This is a genomic window from Stenotrophomonas sp. SPM (assembly GCF_003105135.1).
Lineage (GTDB): Bacteria > Pseudomonadota > Gammaproteobacteria > Xanthomonadales > Xanthomonadaceae > Stenotrophomonas.
Genome location: NZ_QETL01000061.1, coordinates 1 through 23,625, shown reverse-complemented (window position 1 = coordinate 23,625; position 23,625 = coordinate 1). Strand labels below are relative to the sequence as shown.

At 67.6% G+C, this 23,625-nt stretch carries 17 protein-coding genes; 5 read left to right on the top strand and 12 right to left on the bottom strand.

What is annotated here, in order from left to right:
- Positions 1 to 78 precede the first annotated feature (78 nt).
- From DCO49_RS13215 to DCO49_RS13200, 4 genes are all read right to left on the bottom strand, one after another.
- A complete protein-coding gene (locus DCO49_RS13215; protein WP_116864421.1) occupies positions 79 to 474 on the bottom strand; it encodes a hypothetical protein in 396 nt (131 codons plus the stop codon).
- A gap of 86 nt (positions 475 to 560) precedes the next feature.
- Positions 561 to 2,276, bottom strand: a complete 1,716-nt coding sequence (locus DCO49_RS13210) for an alpha-amylase family glycosyl hydrolase (RefSeq protein WP_116864420.1) — start codon at positions 2,274 to 2,276, stop codon at positions 561 to 563.
- The gene (locus tag DCO49_RS13205; protein WP_116864419.1) at positions 2,276 to 3,763 is read right to left on the bottom strand and encodes an MFS transporter; all 1,488 of its coding nucleotides are present in this window, start codon (positions 3,761 to 3,763) and stop codon (positions 2,276 to 2,278) included. The genes DCO49_RS13210 and DCO49_RS13205 overlap by 1 nt, the downstream gene beginning before the upstream one ends.
- Positions 3,760 to 5,952, bottom strand: coding sequence for a Six-hairpin glycosidase-like protein (locus tag DCO49_RS13200; protein WP_116864418.1), 2,193 nt, complete (start codon positions 5,950 to 5,952; stop codon positions 3,760 to 3,762). Before DCO49_RS13200 ends, DCO49_RS13205 begins: the two co-directional genes overlap by 4 nt.
- 235 nt (positions 5,953 to 6,187) lie before the next feature.
- Here DCO49_RS13200 and DCO49_RS13195 point away from each other — a divergent pair, with 235 nt between their 5' ends.
- Together DCO49_RS13195 and DCO49_RS13190 are read left to right on the top strand one after the other, a co-directional pair.
- On the top strand, positions 6,188 to 8,239 hold the full coding sequence (locus tag DCO49_RS13195; protein WP_116864417.1) for a glycoside hydrolase family 97 protein: 2,052 nt from the start codon (positions 6,188 to 6,190) through the stop codon (positions 8,237 to 8,239).
- 270 nt (positions 8,240 to 8,509) lie between these two features.
- Positions 8,510 to 11,272: a TonB-dependent receptor gene (locus DCO49_RS13190; RefSeq protein WP_165835726.1), complete on the top strand. Its 2,763-nt coding sequence runs from the start codon at positions 8,510 to 8,512 to the stop codon at positions 11,270 to 11,272.
- Between the two features lie 207 nt (positions 11,273 to 11,479).
- Here the strand turns inward: DCO49_RS13190 and DCO49_RS20650 are convergent, their stop codons facing one another.
- The 3 genes from DCO49_RS20650 to DCO49_RS13180 form a co-directional block, all read right to left on the bottom strand.
- Complete coding sequence (locus tag DCO49_RS20650) at positions 11,480 to 11,614, bottom strand: hypothetical protein (protein WP_279325646.1); 135 nt, start codon at positions 11,612 to 11,614, stop codon at positions 11,480 to 11,482.
- A gap of 18 nt (positions 11,615 to 11,632) precedes the next feature.
- Complete coding sequence (locus tag DCO49_RS20555; RefSeq protein WP_243402740.1) at positions 11,633 to 12,436, bottom strand: hypothetical protein; 804 nt, start codon at positions 12,434 to 12,436, stop codon at positions 11,633 to 11,635.
- A 152-nt stretch (positions 12,437 to 12,588) separates the two neighbouring features.
- Entirely contained in the window at positions 12,589 to 14,202 is a 1,614-nt protein-coding gene (locus DCO49_RS13180; protein ID WP_116864416.1) for an alpha-glucosidase family protein, read from the bottom strand.
- A gap of 215 nt (positions 14,203 to 14,417) precedes the next feature.
- On the opposite strand from DCO49_RS13180, the gene DCO49_RS13175 reads away from it, so the two are divergent.
- Positions 14,418 to 15,416, top strand: a complete 999-nt coding sequence (locus DCO49_RS13175; RefSeq protein ID WP_116864415.1) for a polyprenyl synthetase family protein — start codon at positions 14,418 to 14,420, stop codon at positions 15,414 to 15,416.
- A gap of 75 nt (positions 15,417 to 15,491) precedes the next feature.
- Here DCO49_RS13175 and DCO49_RS13170 read toward each other — a convergent pair whose 3' ends face one another.
- Positions 15,492 to 16,277 (bottom strand): dienelactone hydrolase family protein, encoded by a 786-nt coding sequence (locus DCO49_RS13170; RefSeq protein WP_116864414.1) that lies wholly within the window; start codon positions 16,275 to 16,277, stop codon positions 15,492 to 15,494.
- Positions 16,278 to 16,408: 131 nt separating this feature from the next.
- On the opposite strand from DCO49_RS13170, the gene DCO49_RS13165 reads away from it, so the two are divergent.
- A complete protein-coding gene (locus DCO49_RS13165; protein WP_116864413.1) occupies positions 16,409 to 17,005 on the top strand; it encodes an SMI1/KNR4 family protein in 597 nt (198 codons plus the stop codon).
- Between the two features lie 33 nt (positions 17,006 to 17,038).
- Here DCO49_RS13165 and DCO49_RS13160 read toward each other — a convergent pair whose 3' ends face one another.
- From DCO49_RS13160 to DCO49_RS13145, 4 genes are all read right to left on the bottom strand, one after another.
- Positions 17,039 to 17,572, bottom strand: a complete 534-nt coding sequence (locus DCO49_RS13160) for a hypothetical protein (protein ID WP_116864412.1) — start codon at positions 17,570 to 17,572, stop codon at positions 17,039 to 17,041.
- Between the two features lie 108 nt (positions 17,573 to 17,680).
- Positions 17,681 to 19,090 (bottom strand): UDP-N-acetylmuramoyl-L-alanine--D-glutamate ligase, encoded by a 1,410-nt coding sequence (gene murD / locus DCO49_RS13155; RefSeq protein ID WP_116864422.1) that lies wholly within the window; start codon positions 19,088 to 19,090, stop codon positions 17,681 to 17,683.
- A complete protein-coding gene (gene murL / locus DCO49_RS13150) occupies positions 19,071 to 20,423 on the bottom strand; it encodes a UDP-N-acetyl-alpha-D-muramoyl-L-alanyl-L-glutamate epimerase (RefSeq protein WP_116864411.1) in 1,353 nt (450 codons plus the stop codon). Before murL ends, murD begins: the two co-directional genes overlap by 20 nt.
- Positions 20,424 to 20,512: 89 nt before the next feature.
- On the bottom strand, positions 20,513 to 23,107 hold the full coding sequence (locus DCO49_RS13145) for a bifunctional aspartate kinase/diaminopimelate decarboxylase (protein WP_116864410.1): 2,595 nt from the start codon (positions 23,105 to 23,107) through the stop codon (positions 20,513 to 20,515).
- A gap of 75 nt (positions 23,108 to 23,182) precedes the next feature.
- On the opposite strand from DCO49_RS13145, the gene DCO49_RS13140 reads away from it, so the two are divergent.
- On the top strand, positions 23,183 to 23,625 hold a 443-nt coding region (locus DCO49_RS13140; RefSeq protein ID WP_133249432.1), incomplete at its 3' end, for a PhzF family phenazine biosynthesis isomerase.

The following is a 23,625-nucleotide window of genomic DNA, read 5'->3' as shown; positions in this document are numbered from 1 at the left end:
CGGCTGCCTTCCCAAGCGCAGCCGAGCGCAGGCTCGGCTCTACAGCTTGTGCGGGCTCCAGCCAGGCATGGCCTGGCTCTACTGGGGCTGGGCGTTCAGCGCGGGGGACGGCTGCCAGAAGCCGTGCACCAGCACGGCCAGCAGCATGCCCACCGCCCACGCCAGCAGCACGCTGCCGCCGCCGTCCAGCGCGTCCACCATTTTCAGGGCTGCCACGACAGCGAAGATGGCTGTTACCAGCATCGCGGGCACCTCAGCGCCACGCGCCCGGGTCAGGCGCAGGCCCAGCAGCATGAGCGGCAGCGCCACCACGCTGGCGCCCAAGCCAAACACCACCAGTGCATCCCACAGATGGACGTTGAACGTGCGCGGCATGGCAATGGCGGCGGTGCGCGCAAGCCACGGGAAGGTCACTGCAGCGATCAGGGCACCGGTGACCGCACCACCGCCCAGCGAAACCAGCAGACGTCGCATCCTTCAACCCATCCTTGTCGTAGTACCGGCCGCTAGCCGGCAGTTGAACATGCCATCCATCTGCGGCGGCTGGCCAGCGGCCGGCACTACCGCTTCAACCGCAGGTCGCGTGCCTGCTGGTCGGCCACGGCCTTGTCCAGCTCGGCCTGCAGCGCCGGCTGCTGCACCCGTGCATCCAGCACGTAGACCTTCACGCCGTGCGGCGGCACCTCCACCTTCAGCGTGCGCTTCACCTTCCGTTCGCCGCCGCCCAGCGCGTCGCGCCAAGTGCCGGGCTGCAGGTAGCGATCCACTTCGATGCTGCGCGCGGCATCGCCCTTGTTCAGCAGCACCAGCGCGGTCTGCGCCACGTCGCCGTGCTGCAGCACGCGGAAGAACACCGCCTCATCCCCCTGCAGGCGCTCGTTCACCTGCAGGCCGCGCTGCAGGGCCGGGGTGGCCTCGCGCAGCTTGGCGATGCGCTGCAGTGGCGCGAAGATCGGGCTCTGCGGCGCGTCATCCACGCGCTGCTGGCCGAAGTACGCGCGGTTGCCGGCATGTTCGGCGCGGCCGCGCATGAAGCCGGTTTCAGAACCGTAATAGACCACCGGGATGCCGCGCGCGGTGAACAGCCAGTTGTGCGCGTCGATAAAGCCGGTGTCGCTGGCCTGCAGGCGCGGCATGTCGTGGTTGTCGTAGAAGCTCATCAGCTCGTACGGGTTGGCATACGGGCCACCGGTCAGGTGCAGCGGTTCGGCCAGCGTTTCAAAGCCCTTGCCGGTGGTGCCGAAGGTCTGTTCCAGTGCGCCACGCAGCGGGAAGTCGAGCACGCTGACGTTGGCGTTGGCCGGCCAGGTGTGTTCGGCGATGCTGGCCGCGTTGTAGTCGAACGCTTCGCCAAACATGAACATGCCCGGATGCGCGGCACGGATGCGATTGACGAACTCGTGCCACCACGGATGCGGCAGCCAGCCGATGGTGTCGATGCGCAGCGCGTCCACGCCCTGTGCGGTCCACTGCAGGTAGGCGCCGACCAGGTAGTCCATCACCGCCGGGTTGTCCTGTTTGAAGTCGGACAGCTCGGCCAGGTTGCCATCGAAGATCGAACCATCCTTGTTGTCGACCGGGCCGATGGTGTTGTAGAACGCGTGCAGCGGGTTGTGCTTCGGGTCCAGCTTCTGCGGCGGCAGGTTCTGGTGGTCGGCGATCAGCGTGCCGTCCTTGTCGAAGATCTGGCCGAACTGCGGCTGCCGCTTCGGCATGGTCCATGCCGGCGAACCATGGTTGCCGACGATGTCCAGTACCACCTTCAGGCCGGCATCGTGCAGGCCTTTGTTGAGGCCGGCGAAATCCAGATCCTTGCTCGGCAGGTGCTCGTCGAGCTTGTAGAAGTTGATGCCCCAGTAGCCGTGGTAGCCGGTCTTGCCGCGGTCGGTCAGCGTGCTGGTGCAGCTGATCGGCTTGCTGCCGGTGAAGGCCTCGTCCGGGTTGTCGACGATGGGCGTGATCCACACCGCGCCGAAGCCCAGATTGCGGATGTACTGCGCGTTGTCGAGCACGCCGCGGAAATCACCGCCGAGGTAGCCGATGTTGCCGTCGACCTTATCCGGGCACGGCACCGGGATATCGAAGGTGCGGTGCTTGCCGCCCTGGTCGCGGTGGTCATTGGAGGTATCGCCGTTGACGAAGCGGTCGGTGACCACGAAGTACACCGCGTCGCTGGCGAACGGCTCGGTGGTGCCGACGTAGTCCGGGCGCGGCGCGGCCTCGGCCTGGCCGACGAACAGGGCAAGGGAAACAGCAACAGCCAACACACCACGCATCACACCACCTCCGGACGGGAAGGAACCCGCAGCACGCACAGGCCGGCGACGAGCAGGCTGCAGCCGCCCAGCACCAGCACGTGGATCGGCTGGTCACCCAGCCACGCACGCAGGGCAAAGCCCAGCGCACTGGCCGCGACCAGCTGCGGGATCACGATGAAGAAATTGAAGATGCCCATGTACACGCCCATCTTCGCCGCCGGCACGCTGTCCGACAGCAGGGCATACGGCAGGGACAGGATCGAGGCCCAGGCGAAGCCGACGCCGACCATCGACAGCAACAGCCAGCGCGGATCATCGATGAACATCATCGAGATCAGCCCTGCCCCGCCCAGCCACAGGTTGACCAGGTGGCTCCAGCGCAGGCCCAGCGCGCGCACCATCGGCGGAATCAGCAGTGCGGCCAACGCGGCAAAACCGTTGTAGGCACCGAACAGCACGCCCACCCAGTTGGCACCTTCGTTATAGGCCGCTGACTGCGGATCGGTGGAACCGAAGTGGGTACCGGCCACCGCAGCGGTGGTGAAGATCCACATGGCAAACAGCGCGAACCACGAGAAGAACTGCACCCAAGCCAGGCGCCGCATGGTCACCGGCATCGCCCGCAGGTCGCCGACGATGGCGGCCAGCATGTGCGTGCCGGGCAGCGCACGGGCCAGTGCCAGCAGCAGGCCGTAGCCCGCGCACAGGCCAGCCAGCACGTAGAGCATCTTGTCGCCCTGGCGCCAGGCGATCAGCGCCGCCAGCAGCACGCCCAGGCCCAGCCACAGCACCACCTGCCCCCAGGGCGCGGGCCCGGTGATGGTGGCGCCGGCATGGTGCGCCGGCGGTTCGGCATCGTCGAAGGAGGCCAGTTCAGTGGGGGAATACTCGCGCGTGCTGAACACCGTCCAGCTGATCGCGGCCAGCAGCACCACCGCACCGAAGTAGAACGCGTAGCGCACCGAATCGGGCACTTCGCCCGGTGCCGCCGTGTTGCTGACTCCGAAGTGAGTGAGGATGAAGGGCAGGAAGCTGGCGACGATGGCGCCGACGCCGATGAAGAAGCTCTGCATCGCATAGCCGGTGGGCCGCTGGCGGGGCGCCAGCTGGTCACCGACGAAAGCGCGGAACGGTTCCATCGACACGTTGATGGAGGCATCGAGCACCCACAGCGTGCCGGCGGCGATCCACAGCGTGGGCGAGTTCGGCATCACCAGGAGGGCCAGCGTGGTCAGCACCGCACCGACCATGAAGAACGGGCGGCGCCGGCCCCAGCGCGTCCACGTGCGATCAGAGAGATAGCCCACCACCGGCTGCACCAGCAGGCCGGTCAACGGCGCGGCGATCCACAGCCCCGGCACCGCGTCCTGCGATGCGCCCAGCGTTTCAAAGATGCGGCTGGCGTTGGCGTTCTGCAGGGCAAACCCGAACTGGATGCCAAGGAAGCCGAAACACATGTTCCAGATCTGCCAGAACGACAGCTGCGGCTTGGCGGGACGGCTCATCGTGCGCCCTCGACCGCTGCAACCGGTGCCACCCTCAGCGCCTGCACTTGGGCCTGGTTGAGCACGCCTTCCCGCCCGCCCTTGCCACCGGTGTAGTGCGCGAAGTGCTGCAGTGCGCTCATGTTGAAGCCTTCCTCAAGCGTGACCGTGCAACGGCCCTTGGGCACGGCGAAGCTCACCGCCGTGGATTCCTGCGCGGCCACACTGTGCGGCAGGGTGACGGTCTGGCGCTGCGCCGGCTGGCCTGCGCACTGCAGGTTCAGCTGCTTCACGGCTGCGGTCACGCCGGTGTTGATCGGCCCGTTAGGGTTGTTGTATTGCAGGCGCAGGCGCACATGGCCGGCCTTGGCCGTGGTGAAGCGCCACTGCCGGTCACCGCGCAGCACCTGCTGCGGGCCCACGCACAGCATCGGGCTGTGCAGCGATTCCAGCGTGCCCTCGCGACGGGTCAGGCTCAGGCAATGCTGCAGGCCATCGTCGCCCACGCGCGCCACGCCCTTGGCCGGCTGCACGGCCTTGCCGTCCTGCCACAGCACCTGGCCGGCGGCCACGGCCACGGTCCAGCCCTTGCCGCTGCGCCTGGCCTGCGGCGCGGCCGGCGTGGCCGGTGCCCGTGCATTGGCATCGGCGCTGGCCATTGCAGCGCGCGGCGTGGCAGCGGCCGGCACCAGCTGCACGGTGGTGGTCGTACCGCGCGTCTTGACCTTGCCGGCCACCAGCAGGCCCTCGCCCAGCTGCTTCGGCCGCTCCAGCACGTAGCGCTTGCCGTTAGCGTCCAGGCTGATGCGGCGCTGCTTTCCGAACAGGTCCGGCACCAGGCTGGCCGGCAGCTTGGGCTGCACGCTGCCATCGTCCTGCAGGCCGAACACGCCTTCGCTGACCATGGCCAGGTAACCGGCCACCGACCACAGCTGGCGCTCGGAATTGACCACCGGGCCGCTGAGCGCGCCTTCGTCGACGTGCACGGCCTGGGTGACCAGTTCGTAGTTCTCCATGTTGGAACCGGCCAGCGCCGCGCCCTGCATCAGCGAACGGATCTCGGCGGCGATGCGCGGGGCATCATCGAGCTTGCGCGCGGCGCGCAACGAATAGGCGCTGACGAACGGCCAGATGGCGCGGTTGTGGTAGATCGGCTGCTGCGCTTCCTGCGGCCACACCACCGGGCTGCCGGCCGGCCCCATCGGATAGGCGGCCAGCGCACGCTGCGCGCGTTCGGCCGGCAGCACGTCGGCGAGGACGCCCAGCGACAGGCCCAGCAAGTCGACCTTGGCGTAGGGCACCGGGTGCGCCGCTTCGCCGATATAGCTCATGTACTGGCCCATGTCCTCGCGCCAGAAGCGCGCATCGATCTGCAGCGCCAGCGCATCGGCCCAGGCCTTGTACTGCTCGCTGCGCTCGTCACCCAGCTGCGCGGCCATGTGCTGGCCCAGGCGCAGGGCCTGGTAGTGCAGCACGTTGGTGGACAGCGCGTAGGAATCGCCGATGAAGCGCACGTTCTCTCGCGTCCAGTCCGGGTAGGTCTGCTCGCGCCAGTCCAGGAACGAGGTCTCGCCTCGGTACAGGCCCATCTGCGCGTCGAACACCATCGCCCGGTCCTGCGCCAGGGTGCCCTGAAGCGCCTGCCAGACCTGGTCGGCGAAGGCCGGATCATCCAGCAGGTGGCGCGCGGCCAGGAACCACACCACGCGGTCGCTGCTGATCGGCCAGCTGCCACCGGAGCCGGTGTCCTGGGCCACGAACAGGCCGGGAGTATGGCCATCGCGCGCGGCCGACAGCTTGAACTGCAGCGACTGCCGGGTGCGCTGCGGGTCCAGCTTCGCCAGCGCCAGATCGGCGGCGAAGCTGAGATCGCGTGTCCACACATAGGGCCAGCGCGCGCCGGTCTGGAAGCACTCGCACGGCACCGGGCGGCCTTCGTCGAAGGACGGATCGCGGATCGCGTCGACGCGGTCCTGGTCCATTTCCTGCTGGGCCAGTGCGAACAGCGCGTCGAACATCACGCTGGCGGTCTGGCTGCGCATGGGCGCGGCAGCAATCTGCACCTCACCCTTGGGCGCATGCAACACGAAGCTGCCCTTGGCAGCGGCTTCGGCACGCGCATGGCGGCCGTTGAATTCCAGGTCGGCCGCATGCGCGGTCGTTCCCAGCGCTGCCCCGAGGGCAGCCGTCAGGCAAATGATCTTCAGCATCGAAGCGGCAGACCGGCTTGCGCCCGTCGACCTCCCTCCCTCTCTGCACCGTTGTGGGTCCGCGCCACCATGACGGTGCGCGGGCGCGGCGCCTCCCTCAAGGTGCCTTGGCCCCATGGTAGACGCGGCGCTGCGGCCTGCGGCCAGTTGCATACGTATTCATCGCAGTTGCGTGAAGACCAACCGCCGCGCTGGCTTATGGTCCGGGTCTGCCAATGGCGCCTTGGGAGGGGAAATGCCGGCTTCATCTGCTGCACTACGCGCGGTGTTCGCGCATCTGTTCGGGCTGGCCCTGCTGGGCCTGGCCACCCTGGCCCAGGCTGCGCCACAGGTCGCCAGCGTTGAATCACCGGGCAAGGTGCTCACGGTCAGCCTGGTGCTGGACGGTGGCACCGCGCGCTACCGCGTCGAACGTTTCGGCGAACCCGTGGTGGCCGATTCCAAGCTCGGCTTCGAACTGCGCGACGGCCGCCTCGACCGCGATTTTGCCCTGCTCGGCCAGCAGCGGCGCAGCGTCGATGATACGTGGGAACAGCCCTGGGGCGAGCGCCGGGTCACCCGCAACCACTTCAACGAACTGACCGTGCAGCTGGCCGAGACCACCGGCAGCAAGCGCCGCCTGGACGTGGTGTTCCGCGTGTACGACGACGGCCTCGGCTTCCGCTATGTGTTCCCCGAGCAGCCCAACCTGCGCGAGGCGATCATCGATGACGAACTGACCGAGTTCGCCATCGCGCCCGACTCGACCGCCTGGTGGATTCCGGCCGGCGAACCGATCCACTACGAGTACCTTTACCAGCGCACGCCGCTGCGTGAAGCGCCGCTGGTGCACACGCCGATGACCCTGCGCAGCCACGACGGCCTGCACGTGGCCATCCACGAGGCCGCGCTGGTGGACTACGCCGGCATGTGGCTGCGCCGCACCGAGGGCCAGCGCCTGCGCGCGCAGCTTTCGCCCTCGGCCGAAGGCTGGAAAGTGCGCCGCGCCCTGCCCTTCGCCACGCCGTGGCGCACCCTGCAGATCGCCGACCGTGCCGGTGGCCTGGTCGAGTCGGACCTGATCCTCAACCTCAACGAGCCCAATGCGCTGGGCGACGTCAGCTGGGTGAAGCCGGCCAAGTATCTGGGCGTGTGGTGGTCGATGCACCTGGATAACGAAAGCTGGGCGACCGGCCCGAAGCATGCCGCCACCACCGCCAAGACGAAGAAGGTGATCGACTTCGCCGCTGCTCACGGCTTCCGCGGCGTACTGGTGGAAGGCTGGAATCCCGGCTGGGACGGCATGTGGGTGGGCAACGGTTACGACTTCGATTTCACCCGTGCCACGCCCGATTTCGATATCGAGGCGCTGTCCGCCTACGGCCTGAAGAAGGGCGTGCACCTTATCGGCCACCATGAAACCGGCTGCGCCATCGAGCATTACGAGGACCAGCTGGGCGCCGCGCTGGACCTGTATGCGCGGCTGGGCGTGGACCAGTTCAAGACCGGCTACGTCTGCGATGACGGCCAGATCGACCGCCGCAATCCGGCCGGCGGCCCGCTGTGGCGCGAGTGGCACGACGGCCAGTTCATGGCCCGCCACCATCTGAAGGTGGTGCAGGAAGCCGCACAGCGGCACCTGTCGGTGAACCCGCACGAGCCGATCAAGGACACCGGCCTGCGCCGCACCTACCCGAACTGGATCTCGCGCGAAGGCGCGCGGGGCATGGAATACAACGCCTGGGGCCAGCCGCCGAACCCGCCCGAACACGAGGTCAACCTGGTGTTCACCCGCATGCTGGCCGGGCCGTTCGATTACACGCCCGGCATCCTCAGCCTGAAGGGCCGCCACGGCCAGGCCATTCCAAGCACGCTGGCCCGCCAGCTGGCGCTGTACGTGGTGCTGTACAGCCCGATCCAGATGGCCGCCGATCTGCCCGAGCATTACCTGCAGCACCGCGAGGCGTTCCGCTTCATCGAGGACGTGGCGGTGGACTGGGAACAGAGCCGCGTGCTCGATGGCGAAGTGGGCGACTACGTGACCATCGTGCGCCGCGACCGCAACAGCCGCGACTGGTTCCTGGGCAGCATCACCGATGAGCACGGCCGTGTGCTGCCGGTGTCGCTGAGCTTCCTGGAGCCGGGCGTGCGCTACCGCGCCGAGATCTACCGCGATGGCGAAGGCGCGGATTTCCGCAGCAATCCGTTCGCGTTCAAGCGCGAGACGCGCGAGGTGACCAGCGCCGATGCACTGACCCTGGTGCTGGCACCGGGCGGTGGCCAGGCGATCCGGTTCACCCCGCTCTGAATCGCGGGCCGATGGAAACGCAGCCGAGCATGGGCTCGGCTCTAGACGGTAGCGCCCGAGCCCACGCTCGGGCGGCGGCGCCCAGCGCCGGGATACGGGCACTGGAATCGATTACAACGCTGTGAAAGCCATTGAATACGTATGCAGGGTGATTCCCGCGGAGAAGCCGCTGCCTACCATAGCGGCGACGACAGCGGCCACCGCGTCGCACGTCCACGGCACCGCCGGGACGACCACAAGATGCTCTACAACATTGCCTGGGAGGGGAAAATGTTGAACCACAAGCGCACCGCGCTGAGTCTGGCGCTGGCCGTTGTACTGGTGCCGTCACTGGCATCGGCACAGTCCACGCAGTCCACCGAAACCGCCACCACCACCGGTACGTCCGCCACCAACCTGGACACCGTGCAGGTCACCGGCATCCGCCGCGGCATCGAGAACGCCATCGCGATCAAGCAGGACGCCACCTCGGTGGTCGAAGCGATCTCGGCCGAAGACATCGGCAAGCTGCCCGACGTCAGCATCGCCGAGTCGCTGGGCCGCCTGCCCGGCCTGGCCGCCCAGCGCGTGGCCGGCCGTGCCCAGGTCATCAGCGTGCGCGGCCTGTCGCCCGACTTCGCCACCACCCTGCTCAACGGGCGTGAAGTGGTCAGCACCGGCGACAACCGCAGCGTCGAGTTCGACCAGTACCCCTCGGAACTGGTCAACGGCGTGACCGTCTACAAGACCCCGGACGCAGCCCTGGTCGGCCAGGGCCTGTCAGGCACCATCGACATGCAGACCGTGCGTCCGCTCAGCTTCCCCGACCGCGTGATCGCGGTGAGCGGCCGCCTGCAGAAGAGCTCGCTCGGCGAAGCCGCCAACGTCGATGAATTCGGCAACCGCTTCAGCGCCAGCTACATCGACCAGTTCTTCGACAAGACCCTGGGCATCTCGATCGGCTACGCGCACAGCGACAACCCGATCCAGGAAAACCAGGTCGGCCTGTACGAGCCGTGGACCACCGAGCAGACCACCAACGGCAACCGTCCGGGCGTGGCTGCGGGTACCTACTTCTCCGATGGCATCAAGGCGCTGCGCCGTACCGGCAACAACAAGCGCGACGGCGTGATGGCCACCATCCAGTTCCGGCCGAACAACGCCTGGACCAGCACCTTCGATGCGTTCCACACCGAAGCCGAGCAGATCGACACCGCCAACCAGTTCGAGCTCAACCTGAGCAACTACAACGGTGGCTATACCCCGGGCCTGCTGATCAGCAACCCGCAGGTCAACGCCGATGGCACCTTCACCGGTGGCACCGCCAGCGGCGTGTACCCGCTGGTGCGCGGCATGTACAACAAGCGCAAGGACAAGATCGACGCGTTCGGCTGGAACAACGAGTTCACCTTCGGCAGCGTCAAGCTGGTCGCCGATGTGAACTACTCCAAGGCCACGCGTGATGAGCTGAACCTGGAAAACAACCTGCAGCTCACCCCGATGCCGCAGCTGGACACCATCGGCCTGCAGATCCGTCCGAATGGCTTCTCGCAGATCACCCCGGGCCTGGATTACTCCAATCCCGATGCGCTGTTCCTGACCAACACCATCTACGGCTCCGGCTACGGCAAGGTGCCGCAGGTGGAAGACCGCCTGAAGGGTGCCAAGCTGGCCGCGACCATCGCCCTGCCCGAGGCCATCGCCTCGTGGGCGCCGGACATCGATGTGGGCGTGAACTACGCCGACCGCCGCAAGGTGAAGACCCAGTCCGAAGGCAACATCCTGCTGGGCGCACAGGGCGATGCCAACATCGCCTCGGACCTGCAGTATTCGCCGGTCAACCTGGGCTTTGCCGGCATCGGCTACATCCCGGCCTGGAACGTGCCGGCGGCCGTCGGCCGCTACATGACCTTCGATCCGGTCGACAACCTCGATTACCTGATCCCGAAGTCGTGGGTCGTGCAGGAAAAGATCACCACCGCCTGGGCGCGCCTGAACCTCAACACCGACATCGGTGAAGTGGGCGTGCGCGGCAACATCGGCGTGCAGATGCAGCACACCGACCAGAGCTCGGATTCGCGCTACTGGGACAGCTCGCAGCCGGCCGGCAGCAACATCCAGCCGTATTCCAACGGCAAGACCTACAACGACTGGCTGCCGAGCTTGAACCTGGCCTTCATGTTCCCGCACCAGCAGACGCTACGCTTCGCCGCGGCCAAGCAGGTCGCGCGCCCGCGCGTGGACCAGATGCGTGCCGGCCTGGAATTCGGCGTGGATACCGCCACCGGCAAGCCCGGCGGCAGCGGCGGCAACCCGCTGCTGGATCCGTGGCGCGCCACCGCGCTCGACCTGTCCTACGAAAAGTACTTCGGTGAAAAGGCCTACGTGGCTGCCGCGATCTTCTACAAGGACCTGAAGAGCTACGTCTACACCCAGTCGGTGGACGACTACGACTTCACCGACCTGCTGGGCAGCTACGTGCCGCCGCCGGGCATGACCGTGCCGGTGCTGACCACCGGCACGTTCTCCACCCCGGAAAACGGCAAGGGCGGCACGCTGAAGGGCCTGGAACTGACCGCATCGTTCCCGCTGGACATGCTGACCGAGAGCCTGCGTGGCTTCGGCGTGCAGGCCAGCGCCACCTTCAACAAGAGCGACATCAAGATCCTCGACCCGGAAAGCGCCTCCAGCGTGGGTTCGGATCCGATCAGCCTGCCCGGCCTGTCCGACCGCGTGTACAACTTCACCGCCTACTTCGAGCGCAACGGTTTTGAAGCACGCGTGAGCCAGCGCCGTCGTTCGGACTTCATCGGTGAGATCGGCAACTTCAACGGCAACCGCACGCTGCGCTACGTGGTGGGCGAGAACGTGACCGATGCGCAGATCAGCTACACCTTCAGCGACAGCAGCGCCATGCGTGGCCTGACCCTGCTGCTGCAGGGAAGCAACCTGACCAATGAACCGTATCGCACCTACGCCGGTACCAAGGACCGCCCGCTGGAATACATCGAGTGGGGCCGCACCTACGTGCTGGGCGTGAACTACAAGTTCTGACCAAGATCGGTAGTGCCGGCCGCTGCCGGCAACCCATCGGCAGCGCCGGGCCATGCCCGGCGACGCAACAAGGGGAGCAGGACCGGAAACCCGCTGCGCAGGCAGCGGGTTTTCTTCTTGCGCCCCGTGCGGACCAAAGGTCCGCACCCACCAAGACCAAACTCCTCCAGTAGATCCACGCCATGCGTGGATGCGCCCGCCAGAAGATTACAAGATGAGAAAGGCGCAGCTGATCGCAATGACCAGCATCAGCGCCAGCAAGACACGACCACTGAACCTGCCAAGCGCGTGGCCCACATTGTTGAGGACAACGGAAACAATCTGGCCCAGCAGTTCCCACACGATGCCCTCGCTCCGTGCTCAGAACCCGCCCGAGGCAAACTCGATGAACGAGCGCTGGCGACTGGCGGTAGCAATGACACAGGATCGGTAGACCCTATGCGCCGACGCACCCGTGACATAGGCGACGATCTGGACCGATGTCTGCGCAACATACGCCCAACCTGGCACCCAGCCCGCAGGCTTTGGCACGAGGCTGAAGGCGGCAGAGCAGTCCATGATCTGCTTGGTGGCCTCACCGAGAACGCGCCCCACTTCGGTATTCATGTTCCAACCCGAGGCCAGCTCGGCAGACCAGCTCGCGGCGGCCACCGATCGCATGGCTGCCTGCTCTTCCAAACTCGGCACTGCCAGCACGGATGCTCTGGGAGTCTCTTCCACAGAACGGTGAGGGGAATGCGATTGATCCAGAGGCAGGTCAAATCGCTTTGCCCAAACCAGCAGTGCGCGGTGCTGAAGTCCACCCGATGTGGAGAAGTACCGCGCCGCTCGATCTTCAGCGTTGTAGTAGGCCGCATGCAGCGTCCCATCGGGGTAGACCACCACGGCAGCTGCGTGATGTGAGGGAAATCCCAATCGCCACCCATCAAGCAGCAGGCCCCCATCCTTCAACGGCACCGGCACCGCCGACTCATCGAAGTTGCGCCGGAACGCCAGGTACTCCGGCCCGAGCAGCTGCTTCAGGCCAGGTACCACGTCAGACCCCTCAAAGGCATCCTCCAGCGCGGGCCCCACGATCACGATGGGTGTGGCGGAGAGGGGGCATGCAGCGGAAAGCGCCACTGCCAGCAACAACACTCGGGTCAGGGAAGCAAAGGAACGCATCGGAGGTCCACCATGTAGGGGCCACCAGTGTCCACGCCCATCCCGGCCGATTCCATTCCAGTAGTTGGAAAGTGACGGCCAACAGCCACCCACAAAAAAGGGACGGGGCGCTTCGGCCCCGTCCCCGCAAGTACCGCCACCGGAGAAATCGGTCAGCTGCGTCGTGCGCAATACACCGCGCGCGGCGGCAGCCGCAGTTCAGTGCCCTCGACCGTGCCCGCATCCGGACCCGGCACGTCCAGCTGCTGCCAGGTACCGGCCGGCAGCGGATGGCTGACCGCCTCGGCCGACAGGTTGAAGGCCAGCAGGAGGGTTTCATCTGCAAGCATACGCTCGAACAGCAGCACTGGCTCGGCACTGTCCAGGAAACGGATGTCCCCGTGCTGCAGGGTCGGCTGGGTCCGCCGCCAGGCCAAGAAGGCCCGGAAGGCCGTCAGGACCGAACCCGGGTCGGCGTCCTGCACCGCCACCGCCGCCGCCCGGTGCTCGGCCGGGATCGGCAGCCAGGGCTTGCCGGTGGTGAAGCCGGCCAACGGGGCGTCGGTCCAGGGCATCGGCGTGCGGCAGCCGTCGCGCCCCTTGAAGTTCGGCCAGAAGGTGATGCCGTAGGGGTCCTGCAGGTCCTCGAAGGCCACCTCGGCCTCGGCCAGGCCCAGTTCCTCGCCCTGGTACAGGCAGACCGAGCCGCGCAGGCTGCACAGCATCGCCACCAGCATGCGGGCCAGGCGCGGGTCGGACGGGCGGCCGCCCCAGCGGCTCACGGCCCGCTCCACGTCATGGTTGGACACGGCCCAGCACGGCCACCCCTCGGTCATCACCGCTTCCAGGCGCGAGACCGTGTCGCGGATGTAGGCCGCGCTGTAGTCGTCCACCAGCAGCTCGAAGCTGTAGCCCATGTGCAGGCGGCCGTCCTGGGTGTACTCGGCGGTGGTGGCCAGCGAGTCCTCCGAGGAGATCTCGCCCAGGCTCACCGCCCCCGGGTACTCGTCCAGCAGCGCGCGCAGCTGCTCCAGGAACGGCAGGTTTTCCGGCTGGGTGTTGTTGTAGTAGTGGTACTGGTACGCGTACGGGTTGTCCGGGCTGAAACCGCGGCCCACGCGCTTGTCCGCCGGCTTGGGCGGGTTGTCGCGCAGCTGCGCGTCGTGGAAGCAGAAGTTGATGGCGTCCAGGCGGAAGCCGTCCACGCCACGGTCCAGCCAGAACCGCACGTTGTCCAGGGTGGCCTGCTGCACGTCCGGGTTGTGGAAGTTCAGGTCCGGCTGGTCGACCAGGAAGTTGTGCAGGTAGTACTGCTCGCGGCGCGGCTCCCACTGCCAGGCACCGCCACCGAACAGCGACAGCCAGTTGTTGGGCGGGGTGCCGTCTTCACGCGGGTCGGCCCACACGTACCAGTTGGCCTTGGGGTTGGTGCGGTCCTGGCGGCTCTCGCGGAACCAGGCATGCTCGAGCGAGGTGTGGCTGAGCACCTGGTCGATCATCACCTTCAGACCCAGGCCATGCGCCTTGGCCAGCAGGCGGTCGAAGTCCTCCAGGCTGCCGAACAGCGGGTCGACATCGCGGTAATCGGCGATGTCATAGCCGAAATCGGCCATCGGCGACTTGAAGAACGGCGAGATCCAGATCGCATCGGCGCCCAGCGCCGCGATGTGGTCCAGGCGCTGGATGATGCCCGGCAGGTCGCCCACCCCGTCGCCGCTGGCGTCGAGGTAGCTGCGCGGGTAGATCTGGTAGATGACGGCTCCGCGCCACCATGGATTGTGCGACATCGACAGCCCCCCTCCGGGCATGCGGGACCCACCGGAAGCGGGCCGAAAACCAACTCCAGCAAGCTTAGCGGTGGCTTCCGGGGCATGGCGCTGCCTGCATACGTATTCACGCCGCAGCGCCGGCCAACGGCCTGCGAAATGGCCGGTCGTGCCGGTTTCCGCCCGATTTCACGGCCAGACCCTATAATTGGCGGTGAGCCTGAAAGCCTGATCGCATGACCATCACCGAAGACACCCGTCCCGCCCTGGGCCTGCCCCAGATCCAGTCGCTTGCTGCGGCCGACATGGCCGCCGTCGATGCCCTGATCCGGGACCGGCTGTCCTCGGACGTCGTACTGATCAACCAGATCGCCGACCACATCATTTCCGCCGGCGGCAAGCGCCTGCGCCCGATGCTGGTGATGCTGGCCGGCCACGCGGTCGGCCAGGCCGGACCGGAGCACCACCAGCTGGCGGCGATCATCGAGTTCATCCACACCTCGACCCTGCTGCACGACGACGTGGTGGACGAATCCAGCCTGCGACGCGGCCGCAGCACCGCCAATGCCCTGTGGGGCAACGCGCCGAGCGTGCTGGTGGGTGACTTCCTGTATTCGCGCAGCTTCCAGCTGATGGTGGAACTGGACCGCATGCCGGTCATGCGGATCCTGGCTGACACCACCAACCGCATCGCCGAAGGCGAAGTGCTGCAGCTGCTGCACGTGCACAACCCGGACACCGACGAAGCGGCCTACCTGCGCGTGATCGAGCGCAAGACCGCCGTGCTGTTCGCTGCCGGCACCCGCCTGGGCGCGCTGGCCAGCGGCGTGGACGAAGCCACCCAGCAGGCCCTGTACGACTACGGCATGAACCTGGGCTACGCCTTCCAGATTGCCGATGACGTGCTGGATTACTCGGCCAACGCCGAGGAACTGGGCAAGAACCTGGGCGACGACCTGGCCGAAGGCAAGGCGACCCTGCCGCTGATCCACGCCATGGCCCATTCGGACGACGCGACCCGCGAGCGCCTGCGCAGCATCGTGCAGGACGGCGACGCCTCGGCCATGCCGGAAGTGCTGGCGGCCATCCGCGCCACCGGTGGCCTGGATTACAGCCGCCGCCGTGCCGAGGAATACGCCGACGCCGCCGAACGCGCGCTCGACGGCCTGGGCGACAACGATGCCGTTGCAGCCCTGCGCGGCCTGGCCCGTTACGCGGTGCAGCGCTCGCATTGACCGGTAGTGCCGACCAACGGTCGGCACCCACCCAAAGCGGTGGTAGGTGCCGACCGTTGGTCGGCACGCCTTTGATTACCGGAACCGCTCCTCGAAGAACTCATCCAGCGCCTTCCACGCGCGCTTGGCCGCCCGTTCGTTGTACTGGCAGCCCGGCGGGCTGTTGGCATCGCGCTCGGCGAAGCAGTGCACCGCGCCGCTGTAATTGGTGAATTCCCAATCGACCTTGGCCGCGTCCATTTCCTTCTGGAAGCTGCCAATGTCCTCGGCGGTCACGCTCTTGTCGTCGGCGCCGTTGAGCACCAGCACCGACGGATGGCTGCCACCGGCCTGTGCAGGCAGCGGCGAACCCAGCCCACCGTGCAGGCTGACCACACCCGCCAGCGGCGCACCGGCGCGGGCCAGTTCCAGCACCGTGGTGCCGCCGAAGCAGAATCCCACCGCACCGATCCGGCTGGCATCCAGCGGCGCCTTGCCGGCCTGGGCCTTGAGCACGTTCACCGCTTCCAGCGCACGCGCACGCAGCAGCGGCCGGTCGTTGCGCAGCTTGGTCGCCACCGGGCCGGCCTCGGCATCGGTCTTCGGCCGCACGCCCTTGCCGTACACGTCGGCCACCAGCACTACGTAGTCATCGCCGGCCAGCTGCTTGGCCTTCTCGATGGCCGACTCATTCACGCCCTTCCAGTTGGGCACCATCACCAGGCCCGGGCGCTTGTCGTTGTCGCCGTCGTCATAGACCAGCACGCCACTGAACGTCGTGCCCTCGTGCTTCCATTCCACCGGCTGGGTCTTCATCGCCGCCCAGGCCGGCATCGCCGCCAGCCCCAGCACCATCGCCACACCACAACGCCATCGGTTCATGCGCCTGCTCCAATGAAAAGGGGACGGAGGGAATCAAGTCGCAGAACGCCCTCCCGGGTCGCATTCTGCATTGGCGACGTGACGCAGGTGTGGTTGGATACGACCTGGTCCCCTCCGTCCCCCTTTATTGCATGAACCTTGTTGATCGCTTTCTGTCTGGCCTTGTCCCACGCCTGCCGGCCGAGGACGCAGCGCAATGGGCGCACGTCCAGGGCGCCAGTGCCGAGGATCTGCAGGGCCTGCGCGCGCAGTGGCCGCTGGTGCCCGAGAGCCTGCTGGCGTTGCTGTCGCGGGTGGATGGCACGCACTTCCGCGAGTATCCCGGCGGCAAGGTCGTGGTCTACATGCTGGGTTCGGACGTCGAGGACGGCGGCTATCCCTACTACCTGCGCTCGGTCGCGCAGATCTTCGAAGACCAGCAGCAGTGGGACGACAGCATCCGGTCCATCTACGAGGAATGGCTGGACGACGAGCCGGAGATCCTCGGCGACGGCATCGACGCCGATCTGCCGATGGACCGCCGCCTGTGCTTCTCGCACTGCATGAACAACGGCGGCACCTCGATGCTCTACCTGGATTTCGACCCGGCACCGGGCGGCACCGTCGGCCAGGTGGTTCGCTACCTGCATGATCCGGACAGTTATGCGGTCATCGCGCCCAGCTTCGATGCGTACCTGCAGCAGCTGATGGAGGGCGATTACGCGTTCATCGATCAGGACGTCGATTGAATAGTAGATCCACGCCATGCGTGGATAACGGTCTCACCCGCGCTCGATCCAATGCAACGTGCCCGGCGCGAGCGCCAGCAGATCCGCTGCGGCCAACTGGCCCCGCGACCAATGGCGTTCCGGCGGCGCCGGCTGCCGGGCGCCCACCGCGCCGTCGTAGTCGCGTACCAGCAGGCCAATGCGCGCGGCCCCGGGCTGCAGCAGGGCATCGATGCGCTGCAACCACTGCCCGGCATCGCCCAGGGCTTTATCGCGACGCAGCTGTTGATCCTGCGCATGTCGCGCCAACTGCTCGGCCAGCGCGCGGGCGATCTTCGCTTCGCTCCAGCCCTTCTTTCGCCAGCGGTCGGCATCGCCCTTCCATTCCGGCTCGGCCTGCGCCGACGCCAGCGCCGTGCCGCAATCGCAGTGCGCGGCGCTCAGCCACGGCTGCCAGCCGGGCCCGACCGCGGCCTGCAGGCTGGGCGAATCCTGCGCGAACAGGCAACGGCCACTACGCTCCATGATCGCGGCGGCGTCAACGTGCGCAAACGAGGTGGGCAGGAACAGGGTGATGAAGGTGCACATCGGGCTTCTCGAATCCGTCCGGGAATGTGCGCATCGTAACGCGCCCCTGCAACGCGCCGGGGTCAGGGCCCTTTCCTGCGGAAAGGGATCCGACCCCGGGCGGGTAGATCATGCGATGCCCAGGCCCGGAATCGCGCTGATGCTGTCCGGCTCGAACCCGGCCAGCTCGGCAAAATGGCGGCCGCGGGCCACGTAATCGCGGTAGGCACCGAAACTCGGCGCGCCCGGCGACAGCAGCACCACCCCGCCCTGCGCACCGAGCGCCGCGCGTGCCAGCGCCATCGCTTCAGGCAGGTCGCCGGCCGCGTGCAGGCCGAAGCGGCCGGCATCGGCCAGCGGCTGCAGCATCGCGTGGATGCGCGGGCCGTTGCTGCCCATGGTCACGATCTCCACCGGCGGCACGTCGTGCGCCATGTGCTGCATGAAATCGGTCCAGTCCAGGCCACGGTCGTGCCCGCCCACCAGCAGCGCGATGCGCTGGCCGGCGAAACATTCCAGCGCGGCCAGGCTGGCGTGCGGCGTGGTGCTGATCGAATCGTTGACGTAGGTCAGGCCATCGGCCGCGCCGATGCGCTGCAGGCGGTTGGGCAGCGGGCGGAAATCCTGCACCGCCGGTGCCAGCGCCACGGCATCCAGGCCCAGTGCTTCCAGCGCGGCCAGCACCGCGCACAGGTTGCCGCGGTTGTGGCGGCCCGGCAGCGGTGTGTTGCGGGTATCGAACACGGGCTGTTCGCCACGGTGCACGATGTCGCCGCGCATATGCCAGCCCTGCGGCTGGTTGAACCAGACCACGTCGCTGTCGGGCAACGAGAGCGCGGCCAGGTGCGGATCGGCGGCGTTGAGCACGGCGATGCGCGGCGCAGCCTCGGTCACCAGCCGCAGCTTGTCCTCGATATAGCGCTGCTCGCTGCCGTGCCAGTCCAGGTGTTCCGGGAACAGGTTCAGCACCACCGCCACCTGCGGGCGGGCGCCACTGCGTGCCACTTCGCCGGTCTGGTAGCTGGACAGCTCCACCGCCCAGTACGCGGGCGCGGGCTGCGGGTCCAGCACTTCCAGCAACGGCAGGCCGATGTTGCCGACCAGTCCGGTGCGGTGGCCGGCCGCGCGCAGCAGGTGCGCAACCAGCGCGGTGGTGGTGCTCTTGCCCTTGGTGCCGGTCACGCACACGGTGTCGTGCACGATGCCATCTTCAGCCGCGTGTTCGGCAAACCACAGCGCGGTGCCACCGATGAAGGCCGTGCCCTGCCCTGCCGCCGCCAGCGCGATCGGCTGGTAGGGGCTGATGCCGGGCGACTTGATCACCACGTCGAACGCGGCCAGCGCCTCGGCAGAGGGCTCGCCACGCACGTCCAGCTGACCCTGCGTTTCCGCACGCGCCGCCTCGGCCTCGGCGGCCGGGCAGAACAGGCTCAGGGCCAGCGCAGGCAGGCGCGCGCGCAGCACGGCAAACGCCGCGCGGCCCTCACGCCCCCAGCCCCACAGCGCAACCCGCTTTCGTTCAAGCTGTGAAATCTTCACGCACACGTTCCCACAGCGCGGCCGGAATGCGGTGCTCGCCCTGCAGCTGCAGCAGCGGTGCCAGTTCCAGTTCAGCGGCATCCAGCTGCGGCTGGATCTCGTTGCAGAAGCGCTTCACCAGCACGTCTTCCTTCCATTCCGGGCGCTGCGCCAGGGTCGCCATCGCCGCGCGCGATTCGCGGCCTTCGCCCACGCATTCAAACGGCTTGTGGTCCTGGAACTCCAGCAGCGCGTCGAAGCCACCGGCCTGGCCGGCGTCGTCCAGCAGGTTGCGACCGAAGATGCGCACCAGGCGGGTCTTGGGCATGAACGGGGCCAGCGCCAGGAACACGAAGTGGCACTTGGGGCAGACGCCGCACCAGCGGTTCACCGGGCGCTCGCCGAGGATGTGGAAGTTGCGGTTGCAGCTGGAGAAATGCGCGTCGTAGAAATCGCTCTTGGCGAACTGGCGGGCCACCGCCAGCTCGGACATCGGGCGCAGCAGCGAGTAGTACTGCAGATCGGCGGCCACCTGCTTCTGCACGTGGTTGCCGAAGGCCTGCTCGAACGCCCAGCCCTTGGACCACTGGTGGTTCACTTCGCCGGTGCCCGGAATCTGGCTGCCGTAGCTGGCCGAACGCTCGTTGGAGAACACCACTTGGTCCACGCCCTGCAGCAGCGCGGCCAGCACCATGATCGCCGAGTTCACCGCAGTGACCGGGATATGCCCGTTCCACGCGCCCTGGCGGTTCAGCTCGAACAGCTCCGGCGCCAGCGCGCGGCCCAGGTTCAGGGTCGGCAGGCCGGTGCGCTCGGCACAGGCGCGGATCAGCTGCGAACCGCCGATCCAGGTCACCGTCTCGTCCACGCCGGCACGGCGCAGCGCTTCGATGCTGACCAGCGAATCCTTGCCGCCGCCGATGGCCACCAACGCATGCGGCTGCAGGCCCAGCACCGGCGCCTGCACCGCGTCGCCCTGCACCGGCAGGCGGAAACGCCCGCGCAGGTTCAGGCCGTTGCGGTAGGCGAATTCACCCAGGCCGTTGAGGAAGACCGTTTCCACCAGCGCCGCGGTCTCGGCATCGATGGCATAGCTGTCGATGCTGACCGTCTCCGGCACGCCCGCCTTGTAGTAGCTGACACCGGCGATCAGGTGCAGCAGCTGCAGCGCACGCTGCACCGCGGCCGCACGTGCCTCGTCCAGCACGAACGGGGCGCCGGGCACGGTGATGGTTTCCACCATCTCCGGGCCGTCGTCGAAGGCGTAGACCAGCTTGGCCACGCCGGTATCCGCGGCGAATTCGCAGCGGACGAAACGGAAGCGGGAAACCTGGTGTTTATCGAAAGCAGTCATGGTGGATCCAGTTCAAGCGCGGTCAGGCACGCCCCGCGCGAAGGCGCAGGACGTGTCGGTGGGCGGGTGCAGGGCGCGAAGGGCGGCGATCACTCGATCACGTCTTCGCGCGGCATCGCCCGCTGGTTGTAGGTGTTGGACATCACGTAGCCGTAGGCACCGGCATCGGCGATCAGCATCACGTCCTCCGGCGCGGTCGACACCGGCAGCTTGCGGCGCTTGCCGAATACATCGCTGGACTCGCAGATCGGGCCCACCACATCGAACGCCGCTTCGGCATAACCGCCCTGGCGGCTGAGGTTCTCGATGTCGTGCCAGGCGTCGTACAGGGCCGGGCGCATCAGCGTGTTCATGCCGGCATCCAGGCCGACGCGGCGCACGCCGTCCTTTTCCACCACCTGGGTGGCATGGGTCAGCAGCACGCCCGATTCGGCCACCAGGTAGCGGCCCGGTTCGATCGCCAGGCGGAACGCCGGGTGCAGCGCCTTGACCTCGGCCAGGCCCTCGGCCCAGGCGTCCAGGTCGAACGGCTCGTCTTCCTCGCTGTACGGAATCGGCAGGCCACCACCGATGTCGATGGTCTGCACGCTGCCGATGCGGCGGGCGAAACCGGCCAGCTCATCGCACATCAGGCGCCAGTGCTGCGCGGTTTCCACGCCGCTGCCCAGGTGCGCGTGCAGGCCGACCACGCGGGTGCCCAGATCGGTGGCGGTGCGCACGAACTCGTCAACGCGCGCCATCGGCAGGCCGAACTTGGAATCCTTGCCGCCGGTGCGGACCTTGGCGTGGTGGCCTTCGCCACGGCCGAGGTCGACGCGCAGCCAGATTTCGCGGTTACGGAACAGGTCCGGCCAGCGCTGCAGCGCTTCCAGGTTGTCCACGGTGACGGTGACGCCGAGCGCGAAGCCGGCTTCGTACTCTTCGCGCGGGCAGAAGCTGGGGGTGAACAGCACGCGCTTGGGCGACAGTTCCGGCAGGTGCTGGAACACGTGCTTCAGCTCGCCGTGCGACACGCATTCCAGGCCGAAGCCTTCGGCTTCCAGCAGCTGCAGGATGGCCGGGTGGCTGTTGGCCTTGATCGCGTAGTAGCGCTGGTCGATGGGCTTGATCGCGGCCAGCGCACGGGCGCGGGCACGCACGGTCGGCAGGTGGTAGACGTAGCGCGGCGTACCGGCGTCGGCCAGCTGCAGCAGGTGCGCACGCTGGCCACGCCACCACGGCGTGCCCCGCGGGCGCACGGTGCCGGCGATCTCGCGCCAGCGCGGCCCGAACACTTCGGTCTCTTCCACCGGCATCGCGCCGCTGTCGATCAGCTCGGCATGCAGGATCGGCAGCAGGCCATCGGCATCGGCCTCGTCGATGACGAAGGTCAGGTTCAGGTCGTTGGACGACTGCGAGATCATGTGCACGCGCTCGCGGCCGAAGGTGGCCCACACGTCCGACAGCTTGTGCAGCAGCGAACGCATGCCGCGGCCGACCAGGGTGATGGCCGCGCACGGCACGATCACCTTCACCTTGCAGATCTGCGACAGGTCAGCCGACAGCGCGGCCAGCACATCGGTGTTGACCAGGTTCTCGGACGGATCCAGCGACACGGTGACATTGGTTTCGGCCGAACCGATCAGGTCCACCGACAGGCCGTGCTTCTTGAACAGGCCGAACACATCGGCCAGGAAGCCGACCTGCTGCCACATGCCGATGCCTTCCATCGACACCAGCACGATGCCGTTGCGGCGGCTGATCGCCTTCACGCCCGGTACCGGTGCAGCACTGCCGTCGATGCTGGTGCCCGGCAGTTCCGGGCGCTCGGTATCGAGGATGGCCATCGGCACGCCCGCGTCGCGGCACGGCTTGATCGAGCGCGGGTGCAGCACCTTGGCACCGGTGGTCGCGATTTCCTGCGCTTCGTAATAGTCCAGGCGGGTCAGCAGGCGCGCGTCCGGCACATCGCGCGGATTTGCACTGAACATGCCCGGCACGTCGGTCCAGATTTCCACGCGGCTGGCGCCGAGCAGCGCACCGAAGTACGCCGCCGAGGTGTCCGAGCCACCGCGGCCGAGGATGGCGGTGCCGCCGTCGGCGTGGCGGGAAATGAAGCCCTGGGTGATCAGCAGGCGGGTCGGCTGCGCGCGGAAGCGCTGCATCCAGTCCGCGTCGGCGCGCCACTGGCAGTTCACCGACAGGCGCTGCGACCACTCGCTCTGGTTCGGCTGCGGCGGCATCGCGTCCAGCCACTGGCGGGCATCCATCCAGCCCATGTCCAGGCCCGAGGCGTGCAGGTAGGCCGCGCCCAGGGTCGAGGACAGCAGTTCGCCCTGGCCCAGCACTTCGGCCTGCCATTCCAGCGGGCGGGTGGTTGCGCGCGGGTCATCCAGCAGGCCCTGCAGGGCGGCCAGGCGTTCGCCCAGCACCTCGCGGCCCAGGCCGAGCTCGACCAGGAAGCCCTCATGGCGTTCGACCAGGGCGGCCACGCGGTCGCGGCTGTCCGGCGCGCCATCGGCGATCGCGGTCAGTTCGTTGGTGACCCCGGACAGCGCCGAGACCACCACCAGCACGCGAGAGCCGGTCTCTTCCGCGCGTTTTTTCGCCAGCTTCCCGATCGTGTCCCAGCGGTGGCGACGCGACACCGAGGTGCCGCCGAACTTCAGTACGATCCAACGATCGACAAGGGGGGAAACTGACATGGATAGGCTATGTGTAATGTGGGGGAGCCGCCCGAGGGGACGGAACCTTCGATTCTAAGCCCAATGGACCCGCCGATGGCCGCCTTCCGCTACCTGCAGCTTGATGTCTTCGCCCACCAGCCCGGCAGCGGCAACCCGCTGGGCGTGGTGCTGGGCGCTGGCGGGCTGTCCGCCGGGCGCATGCAGGCGCTGGCCGCGTGGCTGAACCTGTCCGAGACGGTGTTCTTCCTGCAGCCCAGCGTCGCCGGTGCCGACTACCACATCCGCATCTTCACCCCGGGCAGCGAGCTGCCGTTCGCCGGCCACCCAAGCGTCGGCGCGGCCTGGGCAGCGGTCACCTGCGGCCTGGCCACGCCGGGTGAGGGCGGCGCCTTGGTCCAGCAGTGCGCCGCCGGCCTGCTGCCGGTGCGGGTAAGTGGCCCGGCCGACGCGCCGACCATCGAACTGGCCAGCCCGCCGGCCCACCACCTGCCCACCGCCCCCGGCCAGGTGCCGGAACCGTTGCTGGCCCTGGCCTC

Bases quoted from the DNA above. Each gene is read 5' to 3' on its own strand.
- DCO49_RS13215 (WP_116864421.1), bottom strand. From the start codon at position 474: ATGCGACGTCTGCTGGTTTCGCTGGGCGGTGGTGCGGTCACCGGTGCC.
- DCO49_RS13210 (WP_116864420.1), bottom strand. From the start codon at position 2,276: ATGCGTGGTGTGTTGGCTGTTGCTGTTTCCCTTGCCCTGTTCGTCGGC.
- DCO49_RS13205 (WP_116864419.1), bottom strand. From the start codon at position 3,763: ATGAGCCGTCCCGCCAAGCCGCAGCTGTCGTTCTGGCAGATCTGGAAC.
- DCO49_RS13200 (WP_116864418.1), bottom strand. From the start codon at position 5,952: ATGCTGAAGATCATTTGCCTGACGGCTGCCCTCGGGGCAGCGCTGGGA.
- DCO49_RS13195 (WP_116864417.1), top strand. From the start codon at position 6,188: ATGCCGGCTTCATCTGCTGCACTACGCGCGGTGTTCGCGCATCTGTTC.
- DCO49_RS13190 (WP_165835726.1), top strand. From the start codon at position 8,510: ATGTTGAACCACAAGCGCACCGCGCTGAGTCTGGCGCTGGCCGTTGTA.
- DCO49_RS20555 (WP_243402740.1), bottom strand. From the start codon at position 12,436: ATGCGTTCCTTTGCTTCCCTGACCCGAGTGTTGTTGCTGGCAGTGGCG.
- DCO49_RS13180 (WP_116864416.1), bottom strand. From the start codon at position 14,202: ATGTCGCACAATCCATGGTGGCGCGGAGCCGTCATCTACCAGATCTAC.
- DCO49_RS13175 (WP_116864415.1), top strand. From the start codon at position 14,418: ATGACCATCACCGAAGACACCCGTCCCGCCCTGGGCCTGCCCCAGATC.
- DCO49_RS13170 (WP_116864414.1), bottom strand. From the start codon at position 16,277: ATGAACCGATGGCGTTGTGGTGTGGCGATGGTGCTGGGGCTGGCGGCG.
- DCO49_RS13165 (WP_116864413.1), top strand. From the start codon at position 16,409: ATGAACCTTGTTGATCGCTTTCTGTCTGGCCTTGTCCCACGCCTGCCG.
- DCO49_RS13160 (WP_116864412.1), bottom strand. From the start codon at position 17,572: ATGTGCACCTTCATCACCCTGTTCCTGCCCACCTCGTTTGCGCACGTT.
- murL (WP_116864411.1), bottom strand. From the start codon at position 20,423: ATGACTGCTTTCGATAAACACCAGGTTTCCCGCTTCCGTTTCGTCCGC.
- DCO49_RS13145 (WP_116864410.1), bottom strand. From the start codon at position 23,107: ATGTCAGTTTCCCCCCTTGTCGATCGTTGGATCGTACTGAAGTTCGGC.